This is a genomic window from Desulforhopalus sp. IMCC35007, assembly GCF_005116575.1.
Taxonomy (GTDB): Bacteria; Desulfobacterota; Desulfobulbia; order Desulfobulbales; family Desulfocapsaceae; genus Desulforhopalus_A.
This window is the reverse complement of sequence record NZ_SWCN01000009.1, coordinates 98,338-123,599: the sequence shown is the minus strand read 5'-3', so window position 1 is coordinate 123,599 and position 25,262 is coordinate 98,338. Positions and strand designations below refer to the sequence as shown.

General features: G+C 43.6%; 25 protein-coding genes. 9 read left to right on the top strand and 16 right to left on the bottom strand.

The features are described 5' to 3' along the window. Positions 1-126 precede the first annotated feature (126 nt). Together nrdR and ribD are read left to right on the top strand one after the other, a co-directional pair. Complete coding sequence (nrdR, locus tag FCL48_RS11470; protein WP_136872420.1) at positions 127-597, top strand: transcriptional regulator NrdR; 471 nt, start codon at positions 127-129, stop codon at positions 595-597. Continuing rightward, entirely contained in the window at positions 597-1,703 is a 1,107-nt protein-coding gene (ribD, locus tag FCL48_RS11465) for a bifunctional diaminohydroxyphosphoribosylaminopyrimidine deaminase/5-amino-6-(5-phosphoribosylamino)uracil reductase RibD (protein ID WP_240744822.1), read from the top strand. The genes nrdR and ribD overlap by 1 nt, the downstream gene beginning before the upstream one ends. Here ribD and FCL48_RS11460 read toward each other — a convergent pair whose 3' ends face one another. The 3 genes from FCL48_RS11460 to FCL48_RS11450 all read right to left on the bottom strand — a co-directional run bounded on the left by FCL48_RS11460 (position 1,704) and on the right by FCL48_RS11450 (position 4,357). After that, on the bottom strand, positions 1,704-2,702 hold the full coding sequence (locus FCL48_RS11460; protein ID WP_136872419.1) for a ParB N-terminal domain-containing protein: 999 nt from the start codon (positions 2,700-2,702) through the stop codon (positions 1,704-1,706). Between the two features lie 59 nt (positions 2,703-2,761). Then, positions 2,762-3,049, bottom strand: a complete 288-nt coding sequence (locus FCL48_RS11455) for an integration host factor subunit alpha (RefSeq protein WP_136872418.1) — start codon at positions 3,047-3,049, stop codon at positions 2,762-2,764. Positions 3,050-3,151: 102 nt separating this feature from the next. Next, positions 3,152-4,357 carry a type II secretion system F family protein gene (locus tag FCL48_RS11450; protein ID WP_136872417.1) on the bottom strand — a complete coding sequence of 402 codons (1,206 nt, stop codon included), beginning with the start codon at positions 4,355-4,357 and terminating at the stop codon, positions 3,152-3,154. Between the two features lie 326 nt (positions 4,358-4,683). On the opposite strand from FCL48_RS11450, the gene FCL48_RS11445 reads away from it, so the two are divergent. Then, on the top strand, positions 4,684-4,929 hold the full coding sequence (locus tag FCL48_RS11445) for a PxxKW family cysteine-rich protein (RefSeq protein ID WP_136872416.1): 246 nt from the start codon (positions 4,684-4,686) through the stop codon (positions 4,927-4,929). Between the two features lie 74 nt (positions 4,930-5,003). Here FCL48_RS11445 and FCL48_RS11440 read toward each other — a convergent pair whose 3' ends face one another. Both FCL48_RS11440 and FCL48_RS11435 read right to left on the bottom strand, forming a co-directional pair. Further along, a complete protein-coding gene (locus FCL48_RS11440) occupies positions 5,004-5,693 on the bottom strand; it encodes a YggS family pyridoxal phosphate-dependent enzyme (RefSeq protein WP_136872415.1) in 690 nt (229 codons plus the stop codon). A 3-nt stretch (positions 5,694-5,696) separates the two neighbouring features. Then, positions 5,697-6,515 carry a TatD family hydrolase gene (locus tag FCL48_RS11435; protein ID WP_240744821.1) on the bottom strand — a complete coding sequence of 273 codons (819 nt, stop codon included), beginning with the start codon at positions 6,513-6,515 and terminating at the stop codon, positions 5,697-5,699. A 417-nt stretch (positions 6,516-6,932) separates the two neighbouring features. Between FCL48_RS11435 and FCL48_RS11430 the strand changes: the two genes are divergently transcribed. From FCL48_RS11430 to FCL48_RS11420, 3 genes are all read left to right on the top strand, one after another. Continuing rightward, positions 6,933-7,331, top strand: coding sequence for a roadblock/LC7 domain-containing protein (locus tag FCL48_RS11430; protein WP_136872414.1), 399 nt, complete (start codon positions 6,933-6,935; stop codon positions 7,329-7,331). A gap of 89 nt (positions 7,332-7,420) precedes the next feature. Further along, a complete protein-coding gene (locus FCL48_RS11425; protein ID WP_136872413.1) occupies positions 7,421-8,026 on the top strand; it encodes an ATP/GTP-binding protein in 606 nt (201 codons plus the stop codon). Positions 8,027-8,037: 11 nt separating this feature from the next. Then, positions 8,038-10,863 carry a hypothetical protein gene (locus FCL48_RS11420; RefSeq protein WP_136872412.1) on the top strand — a complete coding sequence of 942 codons (2,826 nt, stop codon included), beginning with the start codon at positions 8,038-8,040 and terminating at the stop codon, positions 10,861-10,863. 87 nt (positions 10,864-10,950) lie between these two features. Here the strand turns inward: FCL48_RS11420 and FCL48_RS11415 are convergent, their stop codons facing one another. From FCL48_RS11415 to ilvB, 7 genes are all read right to left on the bottom strand, one after another. Continuing rightward, positions 10,951-11,823 carry a cytochrome b N-terminal domain-containing protein gene (locus FCL48_RS11415; protein WP_169309192.1) on the bottom strand — a complete coding sequence of 291 codons (873 nt, stop codon included), beginning with the start codon at positions 11,821-11,823 and terminating at the stop codon, positions 10,951-10,953. Further along, on the bottom strand, positions 11,807-12,199 hold the full coding sequence (locus FCL48_RS11410; RefSeq protein ID WP_136872410.1) for a ubiquinol-cytochrome c reductase iron-sulfur subunit: 393 nt from the start codon (positions 12,197-12,199) through the stop codon (positions 11,807-11,809). The genes FCL48_RS11415 and FCL48_RS11410 overlap by 17 nt, the downstream gene beginning before the upstream one ends. 4 nt (positions 12,200-12,203) lie before the next feature. Further along, positions 12,204-12,728, bottom strand: coding sequence for a pantetheine-phosphate adenylyltransferase (coaD, locus tag FCL48_RS11405; protein ID WP_240744820.1), 525 nt, complete (start codon positions 12,726-12,728; stop codon positions 12,204-12,206). A 56-nt stretch (positions 12,729-12,784) separates the two neighbouring features. Next, the gene (gene rsmD, locus FCL48_RS11400; protein ID WP_169309191.1) at positions 12,785-13,372 is read right to left on the bottom strand and encodes a 16S rRNA (guanine(966)-N(2))-methyltransferase RsmD; all 588 of its coding nucleotides are present in this window, start codon (positions 13,370-13,372) and stop codon (positions 12,785-12,787) included. A 176-nt stretch (positions 13,373-13,548) separates the two neighbouring features. Next, the gene (locus tag FCL48_RS11395; protein ID WP_136872408.1) at positions 13,549-14,193 is read right to left on the bottom strand and encodes a phosphatidylserine decarboxylase family protein; all 645 of its coding nucleotides are present in this window, start codon (positions 14,191-14,193) and stop codon (positions 13,549-13,551) included. A gap of 21 nt (positions 14,194-14,214) precedes the next feature. Next, positions 14,215-14,700, bottom strand: a complete 486-nt coding sequence (gene ilvN, locus FCL48_RS11390; protein ID WP_136872407.1) for an acetolactate synthase small subunit — start codon at positions 14,698-14,700, stop codon at positions 14,215-14,217. A 44-nt stretch (positions 14,701-14,744) separates the two neighbouring features. Continuing rightward, positions 14,745-16,445: a biosynthetic-type acetolactate synthase large subunit gene (gene ilvB, locus FCL48_RS11385; RefSeq protein WP_136872406.1), complete on the bottom strand. Its 1,701-nt coding sequence runs from the start codon at positions 16,443-16,445 to the stop codon at positions 14,745-14,747. A 468-nt stretch (positions 16,446-16,913) separates the two neighbouring features. Here ilvB and leuA point away from each other — a divergent pair, with 468 nt between their 5' ends. Further along, on the top strand, positions 16,914-18,608 hold the full coding sequence (gene leuA / locus FCL48_RS11380) for a 2-isopropylmalate synthase (RefSeq protein WP_240744819.1): 1,695 nt from the start codon (positions 16,914-16,916) through the stop codon (positions 18,606-18,608). 140 nt (positions 18,609-18,748) lie between these two features. On the opposite strand, the gene FCL48_RS11375 is transcribed toward leuA, so the two are convergent. Further along, positions 18,749-19,588, bottom strand: a complete 840-nt coding sequence (locus FCL48_RS11375; protein WP_136872404.1) for a sodium:proton exchanger — start codon at positions 19,586-19,588, stop codon at positions 18,749-18,751. A gap of 517 nt (positions 19,589-20,105) precedes the next feature. Between FCL48_RS11375 and FCL48_RS11370 the strand changes: the two genes are divergently transcribed. Beyond that, positions 20,106-20,756 (top strand): CBS domain-containing protein, encoded by a 651-nt coding sequence (locus FCL48_RS11370; RefSeq protein ID WP_136872403.1) that lies wholly within the window; start codon positions 20,106-20,108, stop codon positions 20,754-20,756. Between the two features lie 54 nt (positions 20,757-20,810). Continuing rightward, entirely contained in the window at positions 20,811-21,467 is a 657-nt protein-coding gene (locus FCL48_RS11365; RefSeq protein WP_136872402.1) for a YkgJ family cysteine cluster protein, read from the top strand. 48 nt (positions 21,468-21,515) lie between these two features. Here FCL48_RS11365 and FCL48_RS11360 read toward each other — a convergent pair whose 3' ends face one another. The 3 genes from FCL48_RS11360 to FCL48_RS11350 all read right to left on the bottom strand — a co-directional run bounded on the left by FCL48_RS11360 (position 21,516) and on the right by FCL48_RS11350 (position 25,252). Continuing rightward, positions 21,516-22,295 carry an ATP-binding protein gene (locus FCL48_RS11360; protein WP_136872401.1) on the bottom strand — a complete coding sequence of 260 codons (780 nt, stop codon included), beginning with the start codon at positions 22,293-22,295 and terminating at the stop codon, positions 21,516-21,518. Between the two features lie 344 nt (positions 22,296-22,639). Beyond that, positions 22,640-24,274 (bottom strand): hydroxylamine reductase, encoded by a 1,635-nt coding sequence (gene hcp / locus FCL48_RS11355; protein WP_136872400.1) that lies wholly within the window; start codon positions 24,272-24,274, stop codon positions 22,640-22,642. Positions 24,275-24,448: 174 nt separating this feature from the next. After that, complete coding sequence (locus FCL48_RS11350; protein ID WP_169309190.1) at positions 24,449-25,252, bottom strand: trans-aconitate 2-methyltransferase; 804 nt, start codon at positions 25,250-25,252, stop codon at positions 24,449-24,451. Positions 25,253-25,262 lie beyond the last annotated feature (10 nt).

Sequence of the window (25,262 nt, the reverse complement as noted above, 5' to 3'; positions counted from 1 at the left end):
CTTAATTAACTTGCCTCACCCTACTCGATATTTTGTGAAAGTTGGCTATTATGATTGTTGCAGATTCTATTGTCGGGCGCTGTTTACTGCTTGTAGAGCTTTTTGTAAATATTTAGGAGACTTGTTATGAAATGTCCATATTGTGAACATCTAGACAACAAAGTGATTGATTCACGGTTAAATAAGGATGCAACGATTACGCGGCGACGCAGGGAGTGCCTGAAATGTGACCAGCGATTTACAACCTATGAGCGGCTTGAAGTCATGCTGCCGGTACTTGTAAAAAAAGATGGACGACGTGAGTCTTGGGACCGGCATAAGTTGATTGCAGGTCTTGAAAAGGCCTGTGAAAAAAGATCGGTCAGTCGAGATAAAATTGATGAGTTCACCGACGAAATAGAACGTAAGCTTCAAGATTATGGTGCAAAAGAGATACCTTCGAAGGTAGTCGGGAAATGGGTTATGGAAGGATTACCCCATCTTGATGAGGTTGCCTATGTAAGATTTGCTTCGGTCTACAGACAATTTAAGGATGTAAATGAGTTTATGGATGAGCTGAAATCTTTACTTGAGTCTCGAAGTGAAGGGGAATATTGATGTTCGATTCCGATTATATGAAGCTTGCGCTTAAAGAAGCGAAAAAAGGCATTGGTCGTACCTCACCAAACCCCGCTGTTGGCGCAGTGATAGTTAAAGACGGTGTAGTAGTAGGGAGAGGATATCACCAAAAGGCAGGAACGCCTCATGCGGAAATTCATGCGATAAATAATGCGAGAATCCCGCTTCAGGGAGCTACAATTTATGTTACCCTTGAGCCATGCAGCCACACAGGAAAAACTCCACCCTGCTGTGCAGCTATAGAAAAAGCCGGCATAAACCGCGTTGTTGTCGGTATGAGGGATCCTAATCCTCTCGTTGATGGTAGAGGTCTCAAATATCTACGAGATCACGGAATTGACGTGGAATCAGGCGTTCTTGAAAAAGAGTGCGAAGAGATCAATAGGCCATTTATAAAATATATAAAAACAAAGATACCATACGTGGTGATGAAAGCTGGTATAAGCCTAGATGGCCGAATCAACTATCAATCTGGGATGTCCGGTTGGGTCACCGGTGATAAAACATCTCGTACTGTTCATCAGTTGAGAAATCAACTGGATGCGATAATGGTTGGTTCCTCCACAATCTTAATTGACAACCCGTCTCTTACCACCCGTCTGCCTGGAGAAAATGGTAGAGATCCCGTACGAATAATTCTTGATACAACTCTTGCAACACCGCTTCGTTCAAAGGTCTATCAGCACACATCAGATGCTGCACCTATGGTCTTTTGTGCAGAGACTGTACGCGAGGAAAAACGCAATGCTTTTGAAAAAATTGGCGTGCGAGTATTCACCGTAAAAAAAAATAATGATGGTCTGGATTTGAAAGAGGTGCTTTCTCGTTTAGGACAGGAGGGTATTCTTTCCGTACTTGTGGAAGGTGGTGGCTTGTTACACGGGAGTTTTTTAAGAGAACAACTCTACGACTATGCATATCTGTTTTATGGCCCCCGTTTTGCGGGGGATTCGGGGCAAGCACTTGTACGGGGATTCAACGTTACATCCCGTGATATGGCGCCAAGCATATCTTCGCCTCGATATAAAACACTTGGCGAAGATATGTTGGTTAGCGGAAAGCTGCTGTATCCCGATAGAGAGTAATTATTTAGAATTCATTTTTTCCAGGAAGGATCGACATTCATCAAGTGACTGAAATTCAGTTGCGAGTGTGACCGTGTCTCTCTCAAATGCCTGGGCATGGGTAATTTGCTGATTTGGTTTAAGTTTTATTTTTTTTACCTCTGCTGCAAAGTTGTTTTCAGCCGCAAGTATCTGGGGAAATATCTGTAATTGTAGAAACCTGTCGAGGTGACTGACTTTCTGGGGTATGTTCAAATTGTTGTCAGCGAGGATAGATTGGATATCTTCGTTCTTCAGGTACTGTTGGAGCGTTGCGCCACTTTTATATGCCGCGTCACGAAGAAGGTTTAGCATTCTTTTCTGTTTACTCGCACCTAAATTCAATTGGCAGAAAAGATGCAGCAGCGCCTCCCGGTCAGATTCTTTGAGGCGTAAAAGTTCTGTGAGCATCTGTTCTTCGATAAGACCACTGTCTGCTTGTTCAATAAAAACCTTATTCTGGCCCAGCAATGTCAGCAGGTCGTCTACAAATGATTGTTTCCGTTGAAGACCCAGATCATGAAAAAACATGCTCGCCAGTTTGTTTTTTGATAAAAATTCTGAAGCTTTTAAAAGAAACATGGCTTTCTCAGCTAAGGACAGACTATTTGAAGCAGCCTGATCCATTAAGATAATACTGAAAAGCAGATGAGGGTCAATCCCACTTTGTACTACCCTGCAGTCAATGCGTGATATTGAAGTATGTTTTTTGGTAAATTCTATTCTTCGATATCCGGAGATTATCTGGTAAAAATGGTCCTCTGTTTCCAGTATCAGAGGGGGGAATATAACGCCAAATTTTTCAAAAGACTGGAAAAGTGGCTCGGGGCAGTTCTCTAGAGCCCATGGATGCAGATTCCACTTTGTTGATGGACTAATATTATCAAGTGATATTGAACGGTATTGAAGATACATTTCGTCGAGAAAGAAAAGAAGTATGGAGCAGGCCTTGAAAAAAATCTCCCCTAAGCACGTCTGCACTTAGGGGAGATCTCTAAAACCAGAATGAGAAATTTGGATATTAATGTATCAGCTATAATCTAAGATTTGTTTATTCTGTCTCTTAGTATTCCTGATGGTTTAAAGGTTACGACTCTTCTGGCATCCAATGTCAATTCATCTCCAGTTTGAGGATTTCTCCCCCGTCTTGAATTTTTGCTTTTCACGTTAAATTTGCCAAAACCGCTAAGAAGTAGATCTGAGCCACTTATGAGCGATTCTTTTGAGATTCTAAGAAAAGCTTCAACAGAATCTGTCGCCTGAGCTTTTGTAAGCTCCTCATGGTTTTTATACACTTGCTGAACGAGATCTGCTTTCGTAAGTGTCATATTTTCCTCCATATTTTATTGATGTCTTTGTCAACCATTCACTAATCATATACTTTGCTACGGGAAAGTCAAATTCTATGAAGAAAAGTTGAAAACAAATTGTTACACGACAGAGGCGATCTTAAATATCGGCAAGTACATAGCGACGACAAGACCACCTATCATCCCACCTAGGAAAACCATCATAAAAGGTTCAATCATGGCTGTGAGATTCTCTACAGCCTGGTCGACCTCCTCATCATAAAAGTCGGCTATTTTTTCAAGCATCGCATCAAGAGCACCAACAGATTCACCTACATTAATCATTTGTACAACCATATTTGGAAAAACACCTGTTTCTTCAAGAGGGTCAGCAAGTGGGCGACCTTCCGCTATCGAGTCACCGACTCTGAACACAGCGGTTTCGATAACTTTATTACCAGCTGTCTTAGCAACGACCTGCAGAGCTTCAAGAATAGGAACACCAGATTGCAGCATGGTACTGAGAGTTCTGGTAAATTTTGCCACAGCCACCTTACGCAGGAGCATTCCAATAACAGGGGCATGGAGTAAACCTTTATCAATAGCCTTTTGCCCCTTTTCAGTGGAATAGAATTTCTTAACCCCCATAACCAGAAAAACGATTGCAATTATAAAATAAAAAAAATTGTTTTTGAAAAAATCACTGATATCCACAACAATCTGAGTGGGAAGTGGCAGTGTAGAACCAAAATCTTCAAACATTTTACTAAATACCGGAACGACAAACACCAGAATAATAGCTGTGATGAGTAGGGAGATGGCAAGACAAATCGCAGGGTAGGTCATGGCCCCTTTGATTTTCTTTTTAAGTGCCATTGATTTTTCCATAAAAACCGCGAGACGTGAAAGTATGGTATCAAGAATACCGCCTGTCTCACCGGCCTCAATCATGTTGGTAAAAAGATTGTCAAATATTTTTGGTTTTTTCCGCATGGCATCAGCAAGCGTTGAGCCCGCCTCAACGTCGAGTCTGATCTCTCCGAGCGCAGATTTAAAAGTGGTATTACTCTGCTGTTTTTCTAAAATTTCCAGTCCCTGAACAAGAGGAAGACCGGCATCTATCATAGTTGACAGCTGCCTTGTGAATATTACAATATCTTTGCCTGTAACATTTGGTTTGAAAAAGGGTATTTCAGCTAAAATATCCTTTGGCTTTTCTTTAACTACTGCATTTGAGATGCGAAGTCGTTTTACTTGAGATGTAGCAGATGAGAGGTCGGGGGCTTCAAGTTCACCTTTGCGTTTTTCACCATATGAGTTTTTCCCCTTCCAGATATACGTTGGCATTTGCTTCTCCAATTGTGCTAACTATAGTGTATAATATTAATCTTGAATAAAACAGATCGCATCACGCAATATCGATTATATATCATGAGGTTATTGATTACAACCTTTTGGCATTTATTCCACAAGCAAATCTTATCGATGGTAAGGATGATGTAAAAAATGATATGAGAATTGCAATATCAGTAGAGAAAAACCCTTGTGTTGTCCATGTCGTTTTGGTATGATGAAAGGTTGTGAAGTATTGTTTGATATTAATTGTAGCTTTTAATAGCTATTTCCTGGTGATAAGAAACCAGTAAGTATTATATGGGTCGGAGGACTAAGTTATGAAAAATGAGACCACTGTAAGCTATAGTGATGGTCGGTTCCAGCCAGTTATCGAGAAATGTGATGGTTGTGCTCGTGTTGTTGAACAGGAAGGTGTTCAGTATTGTAAAAGTTATCTCTATCCCGAAGCGAAATGGAAGCTCGGACTTTGTAATTTTGCCACCCATGCAAAGCCTGAGATCAACATTGTGAAGGTAAGGATTAACCCTCTAAAAGCTGCAAAGAGAGCCTCCAAGAGAAAGTAATTCTGGATACAAGGTCAAATTGTTTTTGAGGGCGCGAATCGAGTTTGATTCGCGCCCTTTTCGTATGCGGTGTATCAGGTCCCACGTTGTCCAAACAAGGCTGTTCCAACTCGAATGATAGTTGCACCCTCTTCAATTGCAATATGAAAATCACTCGACATTCCCATTGATAATTCTGGTCGGGCAATTTTGGGGAAGAGTCCTTTGGCCATAAAATCTTCTGAGAGAGTGCGCAGTTCTCTGAAAAATGCTCTGCTTTCTTCCGGGGTGTCTGTAGCTGGAGGAATAGTCATTAGTCCACAGACTCTTAAGTTATCCAGTTGATTAAGGTGTTGGATTAAGGATCCCGCCTCTCTCCGTTCAACGCCCGATTTTTGCGGTTCATTGCCTATGTTTACTTGAACAAGAATGTCGAGTGTTTTGTTGAGAGTGATGCAGTGTTTATTCAGCTCTTTGCCGAGCTTCTCCCTGTCTACAGTTTCAACCATATCACAGAGCTCAGCCGCGTGTCTGGCTTTGTTGCTCTGGAGATTACCTATAAAATGAAAACTGGCATTCATTGGTACTGCTGGTCGTTTATGGATGAGTTCCTGGATGTAATTTTCTCCAAATAAAAAATGACCTGCGTGGCATGCCTCCTGGATAGCTTCTATGGGAAAGCGTTTCGAGACTGCCACGAGTTTAATGTCTGAAGCATTTCTGTTTACTTGTTTTGCGGCTTTTTGTATTTGCTGTTTAATGTGATGAATATTGTCAGATATCATTGTCTAATTAAGATTGAAAAGAGTTGTTGCGTTGACAGAGGTGTGGTGCGCGACCTCGTCTATTGAAATGTTTTTTAGTTCTGCGATTTTCATTGCGGTAAACAACACATGAGCCGGTTCATTGCGCTTACCCCGAAAGGGATGGGGGCTCAGAAACGGTCCGTCGGTTTCGACTATCATATGTTCTATGGGGATTTTGGTAACTACCTCTTGGAGTTTTGTGGCGTTTTTGAAAGTTACAACCCCAGGAATTGATATTTTCAAACCCATATCGATAATTTTAACAGCAAAATCATAATCTCCGGAAAAGCAATGCATAATTCCACCATTAGGAAAGTTCTTTTGTGCCTGTAAGGTGAAAAGCGTATCGGTATCAGCTTCCCTGTTGTGTATTACAACAGGCAGGCCAAGGTTCTGTGCCAATTCCAGTTGCCTGGTAAAATGTTTCCTCTGGTTGGCTGGCTCTGAATACATTTTTACATAGTCGAGGCCAATTTCACCATATCCAACGATTTGTTGTTTATGGTTACGGTAAAGAAGACGAAGAGCTTCATACGTGTGTTCGTCGAGATGGTCAACGTCGTGTGGATGGACTCCTATTGTGGCATAGACACCTTTATGTTTTTGAGCAAGTTTGACTGCAGCTTTAGAGCTTGGTAAGTCAATACCAATCGTAATAATAGTCTTGACTCCGTACTTTTGTGCCCGAAAAATCACCTCGTTGAGGTCATCAGCGTATGCCTCCATGTCGAGATGGCAATGGGTGTCTATTAAATAGCTGCCGGCTGACAGGCTGGGAAATGAACTCAGTGGATTTTTCAAAAAAGCATTCTCTCAGATAGGGGATTTAATATGATTGAAACAGAGCTGAAAAAAATATAGAAATTAAGGTCGTAATATTATTACTCCGTTAAGCCTCAAGTATCAATGTAGACTCTGCCTTACTCATGGTGGAATGGAATCGTTACAAATTGTAAAATAGTTCTTCATATCATCAGAAATCTATCGTATATTGATAACAGTAAAATTTTGTTGTACATTTTGACTATTATTAAATGCACTATAATCAAACAATACGGTGGACGACAATTATTTCTTCGAAGAAAATTGTATAAGCATGTCTAGCCCCACAGTTTGTAATAAATCTAAATACCTAAATCACGTAAAATAAAACACGTTTTTTATTAGGCCTTCAAATAAGCTGATCGCAGCAACCAACTTTACAATGAGGTTTGTGGCATGAATTATGGGATTGTCAGTCAAGAGCAACTCGAGCAGATAGATGGGATCTTGTCGGAGAAATTAATAAAACTCGGCGTTGATTGTGTCATTATTATTGACATGGCTGGAAATATAATAACTGCAAAAGATAACGGCGAGAGCAAGTACGATGTCTACTCTTTTGCTGCCCTAGCTGCAGGGAATTTTGCAACCGTTGATGCGATGGCCAAACTTGTTGGTGAACAGGAATTTTCTCTTCTTTTTCACAAGGGACAGGAGTCAAATATTCATTTTAGCAAAATCGATGATGAATTATTGCTGATATCGATGTTTGGACGGGATATTTCACTTGGGTTTCTACGGTTGAATGTTGTTGATGTTATAGAAAAAATTAGAGCCATATGGCATAAGAAGTAATACCTTCAGCGAACGTGGACTTAACTGCTAGAAACTGAGTCGCTCATTTCAGGAATGTTTATGGCGATACGCCGATAGGGAGTAGAACGTTGAGTTTTATCAACTTAAAAGACAAAGTTGTTCAGGTTAAAATTGTATATTATGGGCCAGGTAGATGCGGAAAAACCACTAACCTCGAATATATAAACAGGACCTACCGTAAGCAGATAATGTCAGAGATGGTCAGTTTGAAGACCCATGGTGACAGGACCTTGTTTTTTGATTTCTTACCGTTTGATATGGGACAGATCAAAGGCTATGATATAAAAATTCAACTGTACACTGTTCCTGGTCAGGTCAAATATAATGCCACCCGAAAACTGGTGTTACGGGGAGTCGATGGGATAGTTTTTGTAGCTGATGCCATGGAGAAGCAGAGGGAAAAAAATATTCGGTCTTTAAATCAGCTCCATGAAAATCTCCAATCATATAAAGAGAGCATTTTTAAAATTCCCCTTGTCATGCAGTACAATAAAATTGATCTCAAAGAGCATGGTATCCCAATTTTGCCAACAGAAGTTTTGGATAAAGATCTCAACAGTAGATTGAAAGTACCTTATTTTGAGGCGAGTGCAATTACAGGATACAATGTGGCGGCTACATTGAAAAAAATCATATCTTCTTCTGTGATTTCAATTCAGAAAAAACTACTCTAGAGAGAGCTGTGGTGGAACAGTATACTGAAAAACAATACGATGACGACTTGACGGATAGCAGCGGTGAGTATGATGATTCTTATTATACAGGTGCTGAGGACCTTTTTGGTTATACTCCAGATGATGAGTCTCCCATAAGTCGCTTAAAAAGTCTTGTTCTCTCTATAGACTGGGAGATTACAGACGACGTTCTCATGGAATTCAATGAGGAGTTGGTTGATCTCAAGGATATCTGGGCCGGTGAAAAAATCAACCTGGTGTACGTCCAGGCACTTGAGAAGTTAAGTAAGTATATTTATCAGAAAAAAGCAGATTCTCACCCGAGTGCAATAAAACTACTCCTGACACTCTACCAGAATCTAGAAAAAATTGTATCTTCTGAGGACCTCTCAGAAGCAGAAAAAAAAGAAATCTTACTGGAAGATGTTAAGCGGTTTGAAAATTTAAAAACCTACCTGAAAACGCCAGAAACCAAGCCGATCCAAAAACATGCCGAGCCGGTGATACGAGATCAGATTTCACCACAAAACCCTGATAATGACAGTGAGTTGCTGAATCTGAAGGCTATTGTCCTTGGGATTGACTGGGAAATCACAGATGATGATTTGAGCGCTTTGCGTCAGGAAGTGGTTCGATTAGAAAAATTGTATGCTGGCAGTCGTCCCCGTCTGATACTTTTACAGGGCATCGGTACAATAGGAGCATACATAAAGGTCAAAAAAAGTGACTCCCATGCCGATGCATTTAAGGTTTTTCATCTCTTCTACGAAAGTCTGGAAAAAATAGTTGATACCCCGATGGGGATTGAGGAAGAAAAAGCCATACTCTTTGCTGCTGTTGAAAAATTTAATGCATTTAAGAGTCTGTTAGGCGAAACGATTTCTCCGGAATCGCTTAAACGATCTAAAAAGAGTGATGAAGGTGAGGAGTCATCTGTTTCTGCTGGTGCCATTGCTCCTGCTTTTTCAGATCTTCCGGAGGATGAAGTAAAAGGCTTTCAGGCAGATGAAGAAGCGGCCGCACTTGGCATTGAAAGCCCTGATAAAGTCAATGTGCATGTTGCTAATTTCTTTGGGGAAGACAGTTTTTCAGAGGAGAAGGTGACAGCAGATCAGTTGAATGCTGAGTTGGAAAATCAATTTGGTGAACCTGGTCTTGGAGATGAACCCCCTGTTGATAAACTGACGGCTCTTGAGGGTGTGGATGTTGAGGAAGGGGATGAAGATATTGAAGGCGATTCACAGATTCCTTTGGGGCAATCCACTCCAGATGAGGTGGTGCCAGCCCTGTTTGCCGAAGACAGAGTCGAGGAAGAACCCCCTATAGCAGAACTTTCCGATGAAGCGATGCCACCAGCGTCCTCAGCCGCGTTTGACAGTGAAGAGAGTGACCTTGAGTCACCTGTTGAGGTGATATTTCCTGATGATGAAGAGGATAATATCACCGCTGACTTTGGAGAGATCGACAAAGAAATTGCCCTGCAGGGTGTTGATGTAGAATCTGAGGCTGATGATGACTCTGATGAGGAGGCTCTACCTTTTGTTGAGGGTGAGCTTGCTCCGGCACTTCTCGATAATGATGAAGTCAGTATCTATAATGCTAAAACCTTAGAAAAAATTGCTTCGGATGAAGGGCTGGAAGAAGAGATTGCGGGGACAGTTTTAGAGTTTTTTGAAGAAGATAAAACCTTGGATCAGGAGACAAGCGGTGCAGAAGAGACCGTAGCTGAAAAAGACTTCAGTCTTGACGAGGATTTAAGTTTTGAGTCTGACTCATTAGAGTCGGAGGACCCCTCTATTGAACCGCCGGCCTTTCCAGCTGGAGAAAACTTGTTAGATGAGGAAATCTCCTCTACACCGACCCCTGAAATCTCTGTCTCTCATGAAAGGAGAGATGTAGATGAAGATGTTACTTCGGCTATTGAAGATCAGCTTGATGATTTTTTTGGAATTGATGATGCTGAAGGTGATCGGTCTTCTGGTGATCTTTTTGCCGCCATTGACTTTACAGAAGATGAAGCTGTCCCTCCAGCTGAATCAACATTGGAGATTGAGGAAAAAGAAGTCGTCTTCGAACTTGTGGAGGAGTTCTCTTCTGATGATGAGGAGTTTGAAGCAGCAGGTTCGGTTCCTGCGTTTTCAGCATTTGATGATGAGACGGAGACGGAGAGTTCAGAGGTCATTGCTGCGTTAAGTGATGAGGGGCCTCCGGGAATTCAAGGCGTCCTGCCTGCTGATGACAAAGAAATAGTTTCAGTTGGGCAGAAGAGCTTTGAAAGTCTTGGAACTTGTATAGAGGCGATAGGTCTTGAGCTTGAAGATAAGGTGTTGGACAGCCTTCTTTTAGAGATCAAAAGCGCTCAACAACAATGCAGTTTTGAACCACTTGAAAAGACCTTCTTGTATCTCATGAAAACAGTCGCAGACCACATCAATCATTTTCGTTATGAGTCAGGCAGTGAAGCCTATGTCCTTTTAAAATCGATTTACGAGGTACTGCTGCTGAGCCAGACGGTGGTGGATGAGAGGCAGGAGTTACTTCTTGCACAAACTGCAAAAGTCCTGGATTGGCAGCAGTCTATGATCATGAACGGTGACCGAAAAGGTTTTGCTCATTCAGCGTCTTCCGCACCACTGTTTGTTCAGGAAATAGGAAGCTCAAAAGATGAGGTTATCAGCTTTGATGATGACCTTTTTCAGGCTGATGAAGAAATTGACGGTCCATCCGCGGCGCATCCCAAAAAGACTGCCGGTGAATTGAAAGAGGAAATATCGAGTCTTAGAAAGTCGTTACAGGATGAAATTAGCGAAATGAAAAAGGGTCTCCCTGACGATTAAGGTGAGGTTTAAATCCTAGCGATAATTTCCCTCTCCCAGAGAAGGTGTGATTAAAGGTTGTATCGTTTTAACGATACAACCTTTTTTTTATCTGAGTAATGCAATTATTGACAGTCCTGCATAGGCAAGCATAGAGATGAACAGAATGCGAATGCACCTACGATGTTGAAGATACGCGGGCTTGATCGACAAAAGCAGCATTACGAGCAGTGAGGGGACCAGGACACCTGCAACAAATGGATGTAAATAGCGAAGGAGTTCCTGAAGGCCAAGGAAAAACCAGGGGCCGGAGATGTAGGTTGTGCCCAGCTTTTCTGGATCCATTGGTGCGTAAAAGGCCACCGAAAAGAGAAGCATTGCACCGCATATGGGGAGATGGTTAATGATTTTAATTCGGTAGATACGCAGATGTTGCCATAAAAGAACAAGAAGGATCAGATCCAGGCCCACAACATGTTGTATATATACCTTTCGCAACCCGCTGCTATCAAGCGAGAGCAATATACTGTCAAGAAGCCCTCCTGCAAGAGGAATGGTAGCAATGATGCTTTCAGCTATTCTCCCAGCCGACGCACCTGTACTATCCCAGCGTAGAATATATCCGGTAAAAAGCAGAAGAATAATGACGGGGAGAGTTGCTATCAGTTTATACCACTCAATATCCTTGTAACTTGCAGTCTGTGGTAATACTGCGACCAGATGGATACAGGTGAAAAAGAAGAAGAACTGACTGGTATAAAAGTGAAGCGACCTGAAATAATGACCGTATGGTATCAGGATATCAAGTGAGGAGGCGGAATAATATGGTGTCGCGTAGTCGTATTGCAGTCCTATCACAAGTCCTGACAACAATGACAGATAGAGAGCTACCAGAGCACAGGCACCCCATTTAACATGGATGAGTAACTGGTGGCAACCTCTCAGAAAAATGGCAATTTGAGTATTAAATTGTGACAACATAGAGAGGATCATTATCGCGCTTTTCGACAGAATAGAAATGGAGTGCGTGCTGGGCTGGTCCCTCAATTACCGTTCCGTTTTGGGCATTAAATTTACTTTGATGGCAGGGACATTCAAGAATATCAAGTTCTTCCAGATAATTTAATTTGCATCCAAGATGAGTGCATTTGCGTGAAAGCGCCCAGCATGCATCATTTCTGTCAAAAAGAATAAATTCCTGGCTTACGATAACACCGTTGGCTGGAGCCGGTTTATGGATGTCAACCTGGACCGGTTTTCTCGGCACTTTAAAGCCAATAAACCGCAAAAGTGGGTAGCTGAGTGCAAGTGCACCAATCCAGGCGATAATCGCTCTGCGGGACTGTTTTATGGACATACTTTCAGGAAACTTTCTTAGTGCTGTTTTTCTTAAATTTATTGATGAGCATTTTATTTACATGCTCCGGAACGAGGTCGCTCACATCGCCACCATTTCGTGAGGCATCTTTTATAATAGAGGAGCTGATATAAATCCAGCGAAATCCAGGCATCAGGAAAACCGAGTCTACTTCTCTTTTCAACTTACGGTTCATGAGGGCTAATTGAAATTCATAATCAAAATCAGAGACTGCTCTGATCCCGCGCACTATTGCTTTAGCGTTCTGGGCATGGGCATAATCAACTAAAAGACCGGAAACAGATTCTACGCAGATCCTTTTTTCATTTTTAAAGGTGTCTTGAATCATCGTCATACGTTCGCTCAGGCTGAACACCGGGTCTTTTGCAGAGTTCACAGCAACTGCGATAATAAGTTTATCAAACAAATTCAATGCTCTTTTAATGATATCCACGTGCCCCATGGTAATGGGGTCGAACGTTCCGGGATAGACGGCAATCGAATATTCATGGGTGTTTTCATCATTCACAGACCTACTCCTCAAATGTTTGCAGAGACGGGATTGTCGTATCGAATATTGCTGTTTTAAGGCGAAATCCTGCGTTGGTAAAAAGAAAAGCCAGCTTCACCATATTTGCGTCTGTCAAAGAGTTCGATGCATGATAACTTTGCAGGAAGGCTGACATTGTATCTCTCTTCTATGATAATGAGCCCGTCAGTTTTGAGAAGATTATTGTCGTTGATATATTGAAGAATGGGCAATGAAAAATCTTTATCATAAGGAGGGTCCGCAAAGATGATATCAAATTCAGGGGTCAGGCCAGGTGCAAGTTTACGGAGAAATTGTGGATGCTTCAAGTCATCTTTGATCACATGAATGTGGTCTGTATTGCTCTGCTCGTGTCTAAAAATAGAGGTGTTTTTTTGTATAATTTTTAAAGAAAGCGGTTCCTTGTCGACGAGGACCACGAGGGATGCCCCCCTGCTGTAAGCTTCCAGTCCCAGTGCTCCGGTTCCGGCGAACAGGTCCAGGACCAGGCTATGTTTGATACGTGGTCCAATTATACTAAAGAGGGCTTCCCTTGCTCTATCTGATGTGGGCCTGATAGATGTATCCTTTTCTGGAGGAGTGGCAAGTCTTCGCCCTCTGGCTGTACCGCTTATAATTCTCAAAGCATGGAATTGTTTACGTACTATTCCGCATCATTGACTACATGATTGAAATGAGTACGTATCCCGGGTTTTGTACCGGGTTTGAAATTAGACTCGTATTTACAGGTTATTGGAACAAATGCAATGTGACAACCTGGCCTTGGGATAAAGATAACACCAATGTGATGTGAGCGTTTTCACTGTAATCTGCCGATAATCGTTTCTCCGGCACGTACTTTTTGACCTGTTGTCACGACAAGTTCTGTTTCTAATGGCAGGTACATATCAACGCGGGAGCCAAAGCGGATCAGTCCAAGCCTGCTGCCCTTTATGGCGCTATCTCCTGGCTCAAGCCAGCAGATTATGCGTCTGGCAATAAGACCTGCAATTTGCACGACAGCTATTTGCCTGTCGTGGGGCGCAGAAAAAACTGTGGCAAAATACTCATTTTCCAGAGCAGCTTTGTCGCTGTCTGCAGAGTAAAACTTGCCAGGGTGGTACATGATCTTTACGACGTTGCCGGAAAACGGGACTCTGTTTACATGAACATTGAATACATTCATGAAGATACATACCTTTTTTACTCTTTGACCAGTGAATTTTTTATCTTCAACCTCCTCGATGGAAATAATCTTTCCATCAGCCGGGCAGACCAGAGCATCTGGGTCAGGTGAAATAAAACGTTCCGGATCTCTGAAAAATGCAAGAACGAAGGTGGTTAAAATAAACATTATTCCTGCTGTCAGAGAGAACCCAAGGAGACAGAGAACCAACGTAGAAAAGGCACAATACCAGATAAATGGATATCCTTCTTTTGCAACAGGAACTTTGGGAGTGAGCATTTGTAATATCCAGAGTTTAGGCTATTTGGTTTTGGGGGCACGGGCCATTGCAATTGTCCCGGTGCGTACGATTTCTTTTATACCAATGGGTCGAAGAATATCAATGACTGCCTGGATTTTTGAAGCTGGTCCAGTAACTTCAACGGCATAGCTTTTCGCACTTACATCAACAACCTTACCTCTGAAAATGTCAATCACCCGTAATACTTCAGCCCTGGTGTGAGATTCTGCTTTAACCCGAATAAGCACCATTTCCCTTTCCACATATTCATGGTCAGAAATATCGGTTACTTTGATAACATCAATGAGTTTATGGAGTTGTTTGGTGATTTGTTCAATGACAGCTTCATCACCCCTGGAAACAACGGTCAGGCAGGATACGCCAGGTTCAAGGGTTTCTGCCACACAGAGGCTTTCAATATTGAAACCGCGACCGCTGAACAGACCAGTTACTCTAGAGAGCACCCCAGGTTTGTTCTGAAGTAAAACGGAAATTGTATGTTTCATCTTAACCTCTCCTCGAGGTAGGTAGTTCGAACAACGAAAAAATATTAGACAAGCAACATTTCTGTGTTTGCTTTGCCAGCAGGTACCATAGGATAAACGCCTTCTTCTTTTTCTATTTTGAAATCCATGATAACGATGTTATCGGTGGCGAGCGCTTCCTTGATTACCGGTTCAACCTCGTCTTTTGTGGTGGCTCGAAGGCCAACCGCACCATAGGCTCTGGCCAGGGCCACAAAATCAGGGGCGACATCCATGGTGGTGGATGCATATCGTTTTTCATAAAACAATTCCTGCCATTGTCTCACCATGCCAAGGTAACTGTTATTGAGAATTGCGATTTTCACAGGACAATTGTACTGTTTTGCCGTGGCGAGTTCCTGAATGTTCATCTGGATCGAGCCATCACCTGCAATATCAATCACAGTTTTATCTGGAAATGCCATTTGAGCCCCAATGGCAGCGGGCAGGCCAAAACCCATGGTCCCAAGGCCACCTGAGGTGACAAAATGCCGCTGGTAATCAAACTTGTAAAACTGAGCTGCCCACATCTGGTTCTGGCCAACCTCAGTTGTGATTATTGCCTTTCCCCCGGTATGTTTATGCAGGGTTTCAATGACATATTGTGGTTTGATTACTGAACTGTCATCTTTGTAGTAGAGCGGATGTTTCTCGGTCCAGTCGCGAATGGTGTCAAACCATGGTTTGTGTCGGTTCGCCTCTTCTACAAGGTCAATACCTGATTTTGTATCAAACCAGATGTTGAGTGCTGCAAGGGCGTTTTTACAATCTGAGACAATGGGCACGTCGACTTTGACGTTTTTACTGATGGACGTTGGATCTATATCGATATGAATGATCTCTGCATTGGTGGCAAAGTCTGCAAGTTTTCCGGTAACCCGATCGTCAAACCTGGCTCCGACAGCTATAAGTAAATCACATTCCGCTACAGCCATATTTGCTGTATAGGTTCCGTGCATACCAAGCATTCCCATGGATAATTCATGACTGCCCGGAAATGCACCAAGGCCCATGAGCGTCATAGTAACGGGAATGTTAAGCTTTATTGCAAGCTCTGTAAGCTCTTTTGAGGCATCGGATAGGATTACACCTCCACCGACGTAAAGAACCGGTTTTCTGGCCTTCATGATTTTTTTACAGGCCTTTTCGATCTGAACTGGATGAGGTTTATAGGTCGGCTGGTAGCTCGACATCTTGATATCCTGTTTCTCGGGATAACTGAGCTGACTGGCGACAAGGTCTTTGGGCAGATCAACAAGAACAGGACCGGGCCGACCACTTCGTGCAACATGGAAGGCCTCTCGTATGGTGGGGATAAGATCCTCTATCTTGTTCACAAGATAATTATGTTTGGTACAGGGTCTGCTGATTCCCACAATATCGACTTCCTGGAAAGCGTCGTTGCCGATAAGGGCACGGGGAACCTGGCCGGTGAGCACAACCATTGGGATGGAATCCAAATAGGCTGTGGCGATGCCGGTGACTCCATTGGTGGCACCGGGACCGGAGGTTAGCAATGCCACTCCAACCTCACCTGTGACTCTCGCAAGACCATCAGCTGCATGGACAGCTCCCTGTTCATGACGGACGAGAACATTGACTATGTCAGAGTCCATCAAGGCGTCGTAGAGATCGATAACAGCGCCGCCGGGATAGCCGAAAATAATCTTTACACCTTCTTCTTTGAGGCATTTGACAATTGCCTGGGCTCCACTCATTTTCCCCATCAATCTATTTCCTTATAATAATTGCGAAAGTTCTGTTTCGTATCTCAGAACATTTTGTACCTGTTTCTGCCGTGAAGCAAGGTGAAAATATATCGGTCAATGGTGGTTCTGTCAACCTGCAAAGACTCGTGCTAAAGGCGCAAATGATGAATTCCAGCTGAGGCCACCTCCGCCGATGTGTTTTGAATTTCTGATAGATTGTGCCATTTTGGAAAAACAAACTTGACAAGCAATTTATTAGATGTAGATTTATTCGATACGTATTAATTCTATAAACAAAAAATCATGATAAACGCAAACTCGCTACTACTTCTGCTTCTAGGTGACTTGTTAACCAAACCCGTGGTTAATGCGGAGGCGTCGTAGTCTGTTGTAGAAACTTGAGACATCCCATATAAGGCCACGGTTTTAAAACCGTGGCCTTTTTTTTTGGAATTTTTCACTTACATGCCTTTAAAGGAGAATTTAATGAAGGACAGAATAAAAAAATATAAAGCGTATCCGCGAATTGACCTCGCAAACCGGCAATGGCCGAGTAGGCAAATTGAAAAAGCTCCAATCTGGTGCAGTGTGGATCTACGGGATGGCAACCAGGCGCTTATTCAGCCGATGAGTCTTAAAAAGAAACTTGAGATGTTTGATCTTCTTGTGGGAATCGGCTTCAAGGAAATTGAGGTGGGCTTTCCCTCTGCATCAGATGTTGAGTTTCAGTTTACACGGTTTTTGATAGAGCAGAACCTTATTCCTGACGGGGTTCTCATTCAGGTTCTTACCCAGGCGAGAGAGCATCTTATTAAAAAAACCTACGAATCTGTCGCAGGTGCTAAAGAAGCTGTTGTGCATTTATACAACTCGACCTCAACCCTTCAGCGGCGAACTGTTTTTCGGATGAACAAGAAGGAAATCGTCGAGCTGGCAGTTCACGGGGCAAAGTTGCTCAAAAGAGAAGAAAAAAAATATCCTGAGACAAAATTCAGGTATGAGTATTCCCCTGAGAGTTTCACCGGTACGGAGCTGGAGTTTTCTCTAGAAATCTGTGAAGCGGTTATGGATGTTCTTGAGCCGAGTTCTGAAAATAAAATCATTATCAATCTTCCTGCCACCGTAGAGCTCGCCTCTCCAAACATTTACGCCGACCAGATTGAGTGGTTTTGCTCGAATATGTCATCACGTGAATCGGCTATCATAAGCTTGCATGCCCACAATGACAGGGGGTGTGCGGTTGCAGCCACTGAAATGGCTCTTATGGCTGGGGGAGATCGGGTTGAAGGAACGCTTTTTGGTAATGGGGAGCGAACAGGAAATGTTGATATCGTCACCCTGGCTTTAAACATGTTCACTCAGGGCGTGGATCCAGACCTCGACCTGTCTGATATAAATAAACTGGTTGAAGTCTATGAACGTGTCTGTCGCCTGCCGGTACATCCTCGTCACCCCTATGCGGGAGAGCTGGTTTATACAGCGTTCTCGGGATCCCATCAGGATGCCATCAATAAAGGCATGCATGCCTACGATCTGTCGGATGATGAACTTTGGCAGGTGCCGTATCTCCCCATAGATCCTTCTGATGTCGGGCGTACTTATGAGTCCATCATCAGGATCAACAGCCAGTCTGGCAAGGGTGGGGTCGCCTATATCATGGAAATGGATTATGGCTTTAAAATGCCAAAAGACATGCATCCAGAGTTTGGCCAGATGGTCCAGAAGGTCACTGAAAAAGAAGGACGAGAGCTGTTACACAATGAAATTTTTCAGACGTTTGAAGATGCATACCTGGGAATTGAAGAACCCTATGCCCTGGTAGACTTTCACGTCGCGAAGCGACACGTTGCCGCAAATGCTTCTGGGTCCAGGGCGGAAGTGGAAGCAACCATCACCGCCGATGGTGAAACAATCAAAATTGCAGATATCGGCAATGGTCCGCTTGATGCATTCTGCTCAGCTCTGAAAAAGCAGATAACCGGGGATTTCTCGCTGTTGCACTACCATGAACATGCCATCGATGGTGGCTCAAGCGCAAAAGCAGCGGCCTATATCGAGATCGAGCGACCTGATGGGAAAAAATGTTGGGGAACCGGTGTCGACACAGATATCATAATCGCCTCCATAAAGGCTGTCCTCAGCAGTTTGAACAGGCTGGCGATGGAGCCTGAAACTAGATAACAGTCAATATCTACTGTTGTATCTTTGAGCTCCATTGGCGTATCCGTCACTGGAGCTTTTTTGTTTTTCCGTGACTCCAGGGGATGTTCAGAAAAAGAGGTGGACAAAAAATGTTGGGTGTAACCGCAGTATCATGGGTGCTATACAAAGAGGTAGGTGGTTATACCGATGGCTGCAAGCCATATATTTGTAATATTTGAAACGGTAATGTTAAGCACCGCTGCAAGTATCTGTCTTCTTTTAAGAAGAGCAATACATGACTTGAATTCTGGCCAGCTGGTGAGGGTGGCAAGAACTACAAAGCCAATTATGCCTTTGGGTGCCATTGAATATTTGGCGGCAAACGAGACCACAGGGTCAAGGTAATACCCTGCAACAGTAAGGCAGGAAATGGAAGGAAATAGCCAGAAAGAGGGGGAAAAGGAATGTTCTTCCTTTTCTTCATTCTGCTCTTCTGGGGGGCGAAAATAAAAGAGTGGAACAGTCACAAGGACTGCCACAATCAGCCAGATAGGGTAGGTGCTTTGGGTCATAAAAAAGAAACTCCCTGCCAGCATGGCAGTCGCACCTATGGTAACGAATGTGTAAAGAGGGTTCTGTAACACCAACGCTCTTAATTTATAACAGAGGAGGCCTGCAATTCCGAGAAGTATCGGATTCATAAAGTTGGAACCAAGAGGCGTTGATGCCGCGAAGATGATATCGCCGACAGCAAGACCCACCAGAAGACAAACCGCTTCAGGACCGTTGGTGATGAAACCGGTCAGCGTCCCTATCCCTTTAGTGTTTTTCAGACACTCGATTACTATTTCAATAGAGATGGCAATAAAAAACATCTCAATAATAACACCAAGGGATCCTGCCATTGCAAGGGGAAGATTACCCTTGAAGAGTAAAGCACTCCCACCGAAAAAGACGAACACTAAAACCCAGGAGATGAGATCCAGATAGCTGATTGAATGGCGTAGAAAAGATTTCACGTTGATTGTATTTTTATTTCAGACCTGAATGTTCAACAAACTTTCGTATTGTCTTTCGACGCAGAAAAAACGAGGAAAGGACCTTGTTACCTATTTTAATTGCAGGGATCATGGAGATACCTGCATTACGGAATTTACCAGGTGAGGTAATAATATCTACTTCCTCAATCTGTATATCAGGATTGGTGCCAGCGAGTTCTAATAAGGCTTTTTTCGCAATATAGCATCTGGGACAAAGCGATGATTTGTAAAATGTGATGTGCATAAAAATAATAAAGAATATATTTGAAAAGCAGGGATTTACTCAATTGCAGGGAGATATCTGTACACCTTACCTAAAGAATTCCCTTTTAACAACCGCCTTCTTTGATACATGCAAGGCTTTTTGTCGTGTAAATTCACTTCTATCTGCTTGATGTTTTGGTTTCTGTGGTACACTATATAAGCAGGTGCATCTATTTATCCAGATCATCATTACGAAATAATTTTTATCCGGCTCTGTCGGCAAGGAGGTGAAATGTACATATCTGAATATATGACTGCAAGTCCAATTACGGTCTCAGGACTTCTTTCACTTCCTGAGGCTCGCCAGATTCTAAGAGAATACCAGATACGCCATCTACCTGTAATAGATGGAGAAGGGGTTCTGGTGGGTATCCTGACGGATCGCGATCTGCGTTCTGCCTATCCGTCATCCGTTTCATCGAAAAAGGAGGCGTTGCTTACCTTTGAGCGTGTGCAAAAAAGTATCGTGGCGGACATCATGACCACGGAATGTTCCACGCTGACGATGGACGCAACCCTTGATGAAGCGTTAAAAATATTTGAACGAGATAAGGTCGGAGCTGTTCCGGTAGTTGATGAAGACGGCAAGGTACTCGGACTTTTTTCACTCCTTGATCTCACCTCGGCCTATGGTAAGCTATTCGGTGCGGCGGAAGATGGCGGTACATACTTTCTTGTCGAAGATGATGGCAGGGATAATATCTTTGCTGCGTTGGCGACGCTCTGTGAAGAGAATAATGTGGTACTCATGGGGTTGATTCGAAGGCAGGTCAAAAAAGATGTGGCAAAAATCTATATGCGGGTTAAAAGTCTCAAGCCAGAGCGTGTTGTGAAGGCATTAAAGGCTCAAAAATATCATTTTGTTGCTGTTTTGCGAAGATGAGATGTTGCTTGAGGCCTGGGGAACAGCGATCGAACAAGAGATGACAGGGATACTATGCATACCACAACGATGACTTGCCGCCGATGCGGCAAGTGCTGTGAAGAGGGAGGACCAGCTCTTCATACTCAGGATACGGACCTCGTGCGCAGCGGACAGATTCCCATTGCCTCTCTTATTACCCTGAGAAAGGGAGAGTTGGCCCATAACCCGAAAACAAACAAAATACAGGCCATTACAGTGGAACTGGTAAAGGTGATAGGTACCGGACGTCAATGGAGTTGTGTTTATTATCAAAAAGAAAAGGGCTGTTCCATATACAAAGATAGACCATATGCCTGTCGGGTTCTCAAGTGTTGGAACACCGAAGAGATTCTTGCCCTTGTGGAAAAAGATACTGTGGACAGATATGCTATTTTAGCAGATGACCATCCTATGGTGCCGATTATTCGAGAACATGAGAAAATTTGCCCCTGTGATGACCTTGAAGATCTGTACATGAAGGGCGCAGCTCTTGGTGAGAGTAAAAAGAAGGAAGTCGAGAAACGAATGCGCCATGATTTGCGTTTCAGGGCCAGAATTATAAAAGACTTTGACTTAAAGCTCAGTGAGGAGCTTTTTTACTTTGGTCGCCCTCTTTTTCAACTTTTGCAGCCTCTTGGGGTAAGGCTGATAGAGACGCAGAACGAATTGTACCTCAAATGGCAGGAGTAGATGCGCTTTTCTGAACTGTTTCTGTTGTACAGAAAAGCGCAATAGTGTTTACCAGGATTTACGGGCTATTTCCTGTCCACGGGTTGAGATGGTAATCTCTTCGACAGGAACCGAGGTGCCTGCTTTTTCAATCGCTTTTTTAATAATGACCTTCATGGCAGAACAGCAGGGGACCTCCATGATAAGAACGGTCAGGCTTTTAAGATTGCTGGTTCGCAGGACCTCGGCAAATTTTTCAACATAACTCTCTGCATCATCAAATTTCGGGCAGCCCATCATAACTGTTTTGTCTTTAAGATAGTTTTCCTGAAAATTTCGTACAGCAACTGCAGTACAGTCCGCTGCGACCAGAAGATTGGAGTTCTGTAAAAAAGGAGCATTCGCCGGAACCAGGCGTATTTGCACCGGCCAGTGACTGAGTTCCGAGTCGCTGCCTGGCTGTTTTGCCATCAGCGTTGGAATGTTTGCAGATTGGTAGGGCGATGCGGCTTTGCTTTGAGCTGCTGGCTTAAAAGACTGTATATGGGTTGAGGCGCATCCACAATCCATCGTCTTTGGTGCTGATTTTGCAGCATTTTTCTTTTCCTGTGCAAGAAATTCTTCCACGGCCTCTTCATCAAATTCATCCGCTTCTCGTTCAATGATCTGCAGGGCGCCCGTTGGGCAGGAACCAAGACAGGCTCCGAGGCCGTCACAGAGTTTGTCTGCGACCAGTTTTGCTTTTCCATCTATTATTTTCAAGGAACCCTCGGCACAGTCGGGCACACACTGACCACAGCCGTCACAAAGTTCTTCGTCAATTTTTATAATCTTTCTCATTGTTTTCATTGTAATCTCCCATATGTTTGATGTCGGCGACTGGTTTGCATTTCTGGCAATACCCTTCTTCCGTATTTGTTGTCTGTTATTGTGTACTGTGTCTATAATAGTCTATTTTCGGGCTTTTTCTTTGATTTGGGTCAAGTTCTGTAAATTTTATAGTCTTTATTGTGGATAAGCTTAGGTGTTAGTCAAAGGTGATTGGTGAAAAAGGGAGAAGGGGGAGGTTTTAGAGAATTTTGTATAGCGAAGAATATCTTCGGCATTTGATAAAAAATGAAATCAAAAAGGAAAAGGCCTGGTATCGGATGATACCAGGCCTTTTTAATATAAAACGACTGTTGAAAAACTAACTACGCAAGGATTGTCTCAAGATCTTCCTTTGCCGTTGCGGCAATTGGTTTGCAGTCAAAATTTTCAACGAGGACATTGAGCACATTTGGTGAAATGAATGCAGGGAGGGAGGGTCCAAGACGAATGTCTTTGATGCCTAGACTAAAGAGGCTCAACAGGATAACCACAGCCTTTTGTTCGTACCATGAAAGGACCATGGATAGAGGCAGGTCGTTGACGCCACACTCGAATGCACCGGCCAGGGCGACTGCAATTTGAATCGCTGAGTATGCATCGTTGCACTGTCCCACATCAAGAAGTCTTGGGATTCCTCCAATGTCACCGAGTTTTTTGTCAAAGAAACGGAATTTACCACAGGCAAGAGTGAGGACCATACAGTCTTGAGGTACCTGTTCAACAAAATCGGTGTAGTAGTTCCGACCGGGTTTGGCACCGTCACAGCCGCCGACAAGAAAGAAATGTCGGATCGCCTTACTTTTGACCGCATCAATCACTTTGTCGGCGACACCTAAAACAGTATTGCGGGCAAAGCCGCAGAGAACGCTGCCTTTGTCTGTATCTTCGGTGAACCCTGGAAGAGCAAGAGCACGCTCAATGACAGGGCTGAAATCCTTGTCGTCGCCAATATGGACGAGATCAGGCCAGCCGACAAGGCCGGTGGTGAAGACGTTTGCCTTATAGGAATCCGCAGGTTTTTGGATACAGTTGGTTGTAAAGAGGATGGCTCCTGGGAATTCTGGGAATTCCTTAGCCTGATTCTGCCATGCAGTACCGAAGTGGCCGTAAAAGTGGCTGTATTTTTTCAGTTCAGGGTAGCCGTGGCATGGGAGCATCTCACCATGGGTATAGATATTGATACCTTTGCCTTCGGTCTGTTTGAGGAGCAGTTCAAGGTCTCTGAGGTCATGACCTGTGATCAGAATTGCTTTTCCGGTTTTTGCGCCAAGTGGTACTTCTGTTGGAACAGGATGTCCGTACGCCTCGGTATTACCTGCGTCCAGAAGTTCCATTGCCTTGATGTTGACTTCTCCACACTTTAGTACAAGTGCCACAAGTGCGCCAAGATCCTGACCGCTTCTGGTGAGTTCAGCCATGGTCTCGTGGATGTAAACATAAATGGATTCATCTTCTTTACCGAGGATAGAAGCGTGGTCGGCATAGGCGGCAAGTCCTCTCAGGCCATATACGGTGATTTGCTTGAGGGAACGAAGGTCTTCGTTTTCATCGAGCTTTTGCATGAAGTCAAGAGCTTCGCCCTGGGCCACGAGTTCTGCAATCGAGCCTGCAGGGGTATAGCTTGCGGCAGGAGAGGAAAATGTAACATTGCCGCCAGCAGCTTTCACTTTTGCCTTGAGGGCTTCGCGGTGTTTCACACAGGCCGTTATCCAGTTTTGGAAGCGCAGAGGGTCGAAGTCGACATTTGTCAGACAGGCAAAAATAGCCTGAAGGACGAAGTGGTCAACATCCTTATCCACAACATTGACCTTGCGTCCTTCAACGGCAACAAGGGATAATCCCTGGACCGCATAGGTGAGTAGATCCTGAAGTGCAGCGACATCCCCAGATTTACCGCAGACACCCATTATGGTACAACCCTGGCCTTTGGCTGTTTGTTCACATTGATTACAAAACATGGAAACCTCCTGATTTGAATTTGTATTTTAAATATACCGTTTGGTATGAAATGCTTGTTTCTACAGCGACAGCGATATGTTCAGCCTGTCACTAGAGAAGATACTACACCCTCAGCATCTTGATACCTTTGATCTAGGTCAAGAATGAAATAAAAAATAAAAAAATGAGAATAATTATTTACTGTCGCTGACGGCCTCAACAAGAAGGCGGGAGGAATCTGTAGTACCAAAAGGCGTACAGGAGAAGTCTTCGTAACAGTTTTTTACACTGAAGCCGCTTTCCGCAATAAGTTGCAGCCAGTCATTGGCCAGGAGGGCCCCCACTCTGTAGATATTGTTATAATCTGCGGGACCAGCATTGTTGCCTGCTGGTCGAACTCTATATCTTTCTTCTACGATTATGGTCTGCGACTCTGCTTGATACTCTTTGAGTATTTCCTTGATAAGACGCCCATCAGGTTTCATCTCATGGATTTGAAATTGAAAGGATTTTTTGCCCTGACTGATAAATTCTTGCGTGGGTACAAAAATCTGGGCAATGAAGAGGCCATTTGGCTGCAGGTGTTGTCTGCAGGCAGTAAGGCATTGTTTAATGTGTTGTTTTTCGATTAACAGATTTAAGCTGTTGTAGGGAATGATAACCGCGTCAAAACTGCTGTTAAAGGCAAACCCGGTCATATCCATACCCACAACCTGTAGGCCGGGGAGGTTGCGGTCTCTGGCTTTTCTCAGCATATCGATCGAAATGTCGAGACCGATAACGCGTCGTCCGTCGCCTAAGAGTTTACTGCCGACCCTGGCGGAACCGCAACCCAGTTCCACTATACGGGCCTGCTGAGGAAGGCGGGAATTATAGAAGATAATATCATCTTCAACGCTGTCCATTTCCAGGTCATAATAGGCGCAGGCAAGGGACGCGGGCAGGGGGATGAACTCATCTTCGGGTTCATCCCCGTAGTCGGCATATATTGTTACCATCAATAGAGGT

Coding starts and splice junctions, on each gene's coding strand:
- nrdR (WP_136872420.1), top strand. CDS start 127: ATGAAATGTCCATATTGTGAACATCTAGACAACAAAGTGATTGATTCA.
- ribD (WP_240744822.1), top strand. CDS start 597: ATGTTCGATTCCGATTATATGAAGCTTGCGCTTAAAGAAGCGAAAAAA.
- FCL48_RS11455 (WP_136872418.1), bottom strand. CDS start 3,049: ATGACACTTACGAAAGCAGATCTCGTTCAGCAAGTGTATAAAAACCAT.
- FCL48_RS11450 (WP_136872417.1), bottom strand. CDS start 4,357: ATGCCAACGTATATCTGGAAGGGGAAAAACTCATATGGTGAAAAACGC.
- FCL48_RS11445 (WP_136872416.1), top strand. CDS start 4,684: ATGAAAAATGAGACCACTGTAAGCTATAGTGATGGTCGGTTCCAGCCA.
- FCL48_RS11440 (WP_136872415.1), bottom strand. CDS start 5,693: ATGATATCTGACAATATTCATCACATTAAACAGCAAATACAAAAAGCC.
- FCL48_RS11430 (WP_136872414.1), top strand. CDS start 6,933: ATGAATTATGGGATTGTCAGTCAAGAGCAACTCGAGCAGATAGATGGG.
- FCL48_RS11415 (WP_169309192.1), bottom strand. CDS start 11,823: ATGTTGTCACAATTTAATACTCAAATTGCCATTTTTCTGAGAGGTTGC.
- FCL48_RS11410 (WP_136872410.1), bottom strand. CDS start 12,199: ATGTCCATAAAACAGTCCCGCAGAGCGATTATCGCCTGGATTGGTGCA.
- FCL48_RS11395 (WP_136872408.1), bottom strand. CDS start 14,193: ATGCTCACTCCCAAAGTTCCTGTTGCAAAAGAAGGATATCCATTTATC.
- ilvN (WP_136872407.1), bottom strand. CDS start 14,700: ATGAAACATACAATTTCCGTTTTACTTCAGAACAAACCTGGGGTGCTC.
- ilvB (WP_136872406.1), bottom strand. CDS start 16,445: ATGGGGAAAATGAGTGGAGCCCAGGCAATTGTCAAATGCCTCAAAGAA.
- leuA (WP_240744819.1), top strand. CDS start 16,914: ATGAAGGACAGAATAAAAAAATATAAAGCGTATCCGCGAATTGACCTC.
- FCL48_RS11370 (WP_136872403.1), top strand. CDS start 20,106: ATGTACATATCTGAATATATGACTGCAAGTCCAATTACGGTCTCAGGA.
- FCL48_RS11365 (WP_136872402.1), top strand. CDS start 20,811: ATGCATACCACAACGATGACTTGCCGCCGATGCGGCAAGTGCTGTGAA.
- FCL48_RS11360 (WP_136872401.1), bottom strand. CDS start 22,295: ATGAAAACAATGAGAAAGATTATAAAAATTGACGAAGAACTTTGTGAC.
- hcp (WP_136872400.1), bottom strand. CDS start 24,274: ATGTTTTGTAATCAATGTGAACAAACAGCCAAAGGCCAGGGTTGTACC.
- FCL48_RS11350 (WP_169309190.1), bottom strand. CDS start 25,252: ATGGTAACAATATATGCCGACTACGGGGATGAACCCGAAGATGAGTTC.